The organism is Leptolyngbya cf. ectocarpi LEGE 11479 (assembly GCF_015207065.1).
GTDB classification, from domain to species: domain Bacteria; phylum Cyanobacteriota; class Cyanobacteriia; order Phormidesmidales; family Phormidesmidaceae; genus Leptothoe; species Leptothoe ectocarpi.
Genome location: NZ_JADEXP010000455.1, coordinates 1 through 4,338, shown reverse-complemented (window position 1 = coordinate 4,338; position 4,338 = coordinate 1). Strand labels below are relative to the sequence as shown.

The 4,338-nt window shown below is 38.5% G+C and carries 4 protein-coding genes; 2 read left to right on the top strand and 2 right to left on the bottom strand.

Annotated elements, in window-relative coordinates:
• Window positions 1-314: 314 nt before the first annotated feature.
• Window positions 315-1,157: a hypothetical protein gene (locus tag IQ260_RS28200; RefSeq protein WP_193996395.1), complete on the bottom strand. Its 843-nt coding sequence runs from the start codon at window positions 1,155-1,157 to the stop codon at window positions 315-317.
• Window positions 1,158-1,361: 204 nt separating this feature from the next.
• Window positions 1,362-1,808 (bottom strand): hypothetical protein, encoded by a 447-nt coding sequence (locus IQ260_RS28195; RefSeq protein ID WP_193996394.1) that lies wholly within the window; start codon window positions 1,806-1,808, stop codon window positions 1,362-1,364.
• Between the two features lie 849 nt (window positions 1,809-2,657).
• On the opposite strand from IQ260_RS28195, the gene IQ260_RS28190 reads away from it, so the two are divergent.
• Window positions 2,658-3,545 (top strand): hypothetical protein, encoded by an 888-nt coding sequence (locus IQ260_RS28190; protein ID WP_193996393.1) that lies wholly within the window; start codon window positions 2,658-2,660, stop codon window positions 3,543-3,545.
• 105 nt (window positions 3,546-3,650) lie between these two features.
• The gene (locus tag IQ260_RS28185) at window positions 3,651-4,262 is read left to right on the top strand and encodes a hypothetical protein (protein ID WP_193996392.1); all 612 of its coding nucleotides are present in this window, start codon (window positions 3,651-3,653) and stop codon (window positions 4,260-4,262) included.
• The last annotated feature ends 76 nt before the right edge of the window (window positions 4,263-4,338 follow it).

Below are 4,338 nucleotides of genomic sequence, written 5' to 3'. Positions count from 1 at the left end.
TTGTATAGCTACCCATTTTATTACTTCTCCAAATATTTTGAGTATTGTTTCTATCAGAGGGAACCCAAGGGAGAAGAAGTTTTCTTCTCCTTGAGGTAGATTTTTCGGCAAGCTTGGACTCTGCGCGATACTCTGAAGTCCCTTTTTAACTAGGTTTAAACTGCTAGCCCCACAGTCATTGACAATATTTCTGAGGTGCCTGTGGGACAATAAGGGACTGATGATACATTGTTGATTGAAGCCTGGCCGCGCTATCTTTACATTTTAATGACTACCATTAGTGCGTAAGAAGAATCCCTTCTAGGATTTCCGATCTAATTTTCGACCCATATAATATCAAAGAATTTTTGTCCTCCTCTCTGATAGGGCTCTATATCAATAATGCGGAAATTATTGTATCTTCTCAAAAGTTGGCCAACATCATTTACTGAAACTCCTATATGCCAATACCAACCTACTCCAATGTTATTGGTCATAATAACATTGAAACTATCTCTGGAAGCTCTTTCTATATCAATGATTCGAAGATTTCTGCTGTTAATTAAATTCTTGATTTCATCTAGGCTTTTTCCAGGATAGTAGTACGTTCTTTGTGAGCTATCTCCTTGTAAAGTGTTATATGCTCCAGCAAGAAATGGCGGACCTCCAATAATAGAGTGAGGGTCTAAATCAAAAAAATTATATCCATTGTAGTTACCTGCATAAATATAGTTACATTCATCTGTTTCTATTTGAGGATCATCAGCAACAACATAAGCATAGATTGGCACTGAGCCATTCGGGCCGTTGATAGTATTGATTTCAAGATCGACAACACAAGTCCTGTTATGCTCATTTAAGTATGGTACTAAGGATGAAACACCAGGAATAGAATGTCGCCAATACCACCTATTTGCACGATATGCTCCTGTGTTTTCAACGGTTACGGCGCTAAATCGTGCTGGATTAAGACTTTCTATTTCTAAATCAATAATACGGGAATTTGTATCATTAATATGTTGCGTTACTTGTGATTCAGTTACCCCATGAATCCACCACCATCGTGTTGGATTATGTCGTAAGCGAACTGGTTCTCCTGAATGAGCTGTGGCGCTGGTTAAAAGTGTTAGTGAAACTGCAAGTGTACAACAATTCAGACCTCTAAAAAGGGTATTCAAAATAGTTTTCCGTATCATTTTGTTGACCTTGTCAGTATGTTTTCTCAGTATCAGGACATTTCTGTTAATTATATTGCTCGTCTAATCTCCTAAAACACCGCTTTAGCCAAAAAGAATTCGATTCCATAAGGGATTGATGAGTAAGATGACCACACTCAATCCCTTAGCATTTAGATACGCTTCAAATAACTCTCATTCTGAGAACTATTTTGTAGCTGACCATGGGAATACCTGTCCTCTATGAGTGTAATGCCCTGCCATCTGTGTGCCATCTGATGAAACCCAACCACGAAAGTCATGATTGTATGAACCACGCCTTTCGATAATAATTTCTTTCGCTCCGCGAGAGCCAGTACTAACAAACTTTGTAATTGTTACAGCATCTGTTGATGAGGAACCACTAGTCCGGATTGTTCCATGAATTTCGTTGATTTCTAAAAAACCAATTGCTGTTCCATTTCCTCTAAAGTTCCATAATCCATCAACTTCACCGCTAGTGGAAACACTTTTAGGCAACATCTCATGCGTAGCTATTTTTGTTCCTCCATCTAGTTCGCCACTTGAATGAAATATACTAGAGAATGAAGGTGTTGCAACTAAACCAGAGATGACTGTTGTAGCAAATAGTAATGCGATAGTTTTCTTCTTCATGAAAATTCATACCTCAAAATTCAACTTTCAAAAAATGCTGGGCGAAACTGTTACCTAGGAGAAGAGATGTAATCTGTTGACTAGAACTTTTCATGCTTTAGGACAAAAATCATGAAAGTTCTTAGTTAATGCTTAATTTGATCATGATGTTTCCTCAGGGGGTATATAACAAACAAGAGTGAATCTCAAACTATCCAGCGCTTAATAGGGACGTCTCTGAGTTGAGATACCCAAGCGTGTCTAGTTGATTGTGAGAGGGATTCTTTTTCTCTCCACTCCTTCATAGGCATGACATGTCAGAGTTATGCATGTTGACCTATAAATAGCCTTGGAACGTTTTGAAAGTGACCAATCAGCTAGTGTTTGGGCTGGCTGATTGCTGCCGTCTCTACTTCATAGGCATAGCACTGCAGAGTTATGCATGATTAAGACTGAGAAATGCTCAAACTGACTTGGGATGGCCTTGTGCTTTAGGCTACAGTCCAATAGCACAGGTCTTGGATGTGTCTATCTAAGTTGAGTAATTGGTGAATTAATGGATTGTGCTAGAAAAGGTGCATATTTTCGAAAAAGCTGACCTAGTAAGGTGGTAAGAGGGCCTAATGGCTTCCTTACTGATAGAAAAGGGTAGTTTGTTAAAAAAAATAACTTTGATTTTATAAACTATCCGGATTATTACTGAGATAATAGGAGAAGGCATAATATCTCATATGCTACGAATAGCATTCTACTTTACCAGTTTTGAGAGGTGTCAGAGGAGTTGGCATGAGGAATTTATATCCAGTATTTAGAAAGTGTTTGGTGACGACAGGGTTGTTCTGTGTAGCTACCATACTTTCAGAGATAGATGTGGAACGTGCTCAAGCTCAACTTACTGTTCAAGAAGTTATAGCTTCTACTGCTGATGCTCAAGGCACAGTTAATCTCTATCATTCCAATAATCCTGTTTCAACAAGTGTTAATAGTGATGTTAGCCTTCGTTTTGAGCGTTTCGATTGTATAGAGACAGTAACAGATAATTCCTTTGTTAAGCTATTGTATCGTCCAGAAAGAATTTCTCCTGAAAGAACTCTGGTTTCACTAAAGAGCAATAGTCGACTTTTATATGATAAGTATCTGGCTATTGCTGAGGTCGATGATGATGATAATGAGGGAGTACGGAACAGAATAGAAATTTCATTAGGTTGTAACGGTTCTCCTCAATCGACAGCAGTAGTCATCGATCAACTTGCTCATGTCGAGACATTAGTAGACACCCGTTTTGCACGTGCTCAAGTCGGCAACTTGTCACCAATAGCTAATAGCAATCAAAACTTCTCTGCAAGTGGGGGCGTTTTGATTGCACAACAATCTGCGAATTCTGTACGCTTTTTTAACCCTGTCAACTATCAAGTTACTGTCATAAGTCCCAATGGAACTACAATATTATTAGGAGCTGGTCAAGTTGTAACAGCAAATAGTCAAGGCTTAGGTCAGCCTCAAACGTTTGATCTTCAACATTTTTTGAATACAGGGAGCTTAACGACAGCTCTGATACCTGGAAACAATGCAGCAATTGATGGTTTGTCAGCAGATGTTCAAGAAATTTACAGAAAGGCTTGGCCAGATATTCAGGCTACACTAGATGCTCAAGCTCGCCAAATAGACAGTGGAAATAGTGACAGAGACTCTATTGGTGACAATTCTATTGGTGAAGTCATAAATATACGAGAGGATATTGTTGACTCTATATTCTAAAAGATAGTACTAACAGTAAAAGACAACGAGCTGTTTTCTCTATATTTTGGCTGAGATTTTGATTGTTTGAATTTGAATGAGATAAAAACTGGAAACTTATTGCTTATGTCTATTAACCCTATCTTGATTTGCTCTTTAGCAATATGTCAATCTGAGTTAGCTTTGTCTACATCCCCAGCCTCAGAATTTAATGCATCAGATTCTTCAACCATAGAGCAGTTCAAAACAACTGCTAATTTATCGGAAGTAACCGTAGAGCCAGAGATATCAAATGATAATAATAGACTATTGGTAGTACCTCCTGAAAACTTAGCAATTCCAAGATTTTCAACACCAAAAATCTCTAATACTGAACTATTGGAAGAAGCGGTTGTATTAGGAAATGATTCTGAAGAAGCTTCTGTTCATTTAGAAACAGAAAACGAAGAAGTGATTTTCCCTGCTGAATTCTTGAGCATGGATAATAATTCTATAGAGGATGCGACACAGGCATCTGCAGACCAACTTAGTCGTGAGCATTCACTGCAAGAACCAACAGAGATCCGGGCTAATGATAGTGAAAGTAGCCTAGATGGCATTAGAAACATACCCAGGGAAGCTCATTTATTAAGTGAACTACCACAGGAAGAGATATTAGATGATGACCTAGGCGAAGTTATTCTTCTTAGAGGATGTATGAAAAGGGTTCCAAGGGGTAAAAAAGCTCACACAGTGTAGGCTGAAGTTTACATAAATCTCTAGCCCTGCGTGAGCCATGCCTAAAGCCTACACTAGCAGTCTCAGTCGTGCCCAA

Coding starts and splice junctions, on each gene's coding strand:
- IQ260_RS28195 (WP_193996394.1), bottom strand. CDS start 1,808: ATGAAGAAGAAAACTATCGCATTACTATTTGCTACAACAGTCATCTCT.
- IQ260_RS28185 (WP_193996392.1), top strand. CDS start 3,651: ATGTCTATTAACCCTATCTTGATTTGCTCTTTAGCAATATGTCAATCT.